This window comes from Faecalibacterium sp. DFI.5.82 (assembly GCF_029076575.1).
Lineage (GTDB): Bacteria > Bacillota > Clostridia > Oscillospirales > Ruminococcaceae > Faecalibacterium > Faecalibacterium duncaniae.
On record NZ_JARFIS010001107.1, the window covers coordinates 1 to 289 of the forward strand.

The following is a 289-nucleotide window of genomic DNA, read 5'->3' on the forward strand; positions in this document are numbered from 1 at the left end:
CGGGAGATGTCCTTCGAGGAAAGGGGGTTGATCATGATTTGCAGAGGGATAATGAGGCTTTCGCCGGAACCGTCCGTATCAAAGTTGTCGTAGTTCGCTTTTATGGCGATAAACCGAAGCCCGATCTGCGGGAAGACCCGTTCCAGATAGGTTCCTGCCTCAATATAGTCACGCCCGAACCGGCTGAGATCACGAACTACAATGCACTTGATCCTGCCGGTGCGGATGTCGTTCATCAGACGGTTGAACTCCGGTCTATCAAAAACCGGACCCGTTCGTCCGTTGTCCA

General features: G+C 52.9%; 1 protein-coding gene. It reads right to left on the reverse strand.

The window, feature by feature from the left end; all coding sequences use genetic code 11:
• On the reverse strand, positions 1-289 hold a 289-nt coding region (locus tag P0G09_RS20350), incomplete at both ends, for a recombinase family protein (RefSeq protein WP_275253589.1).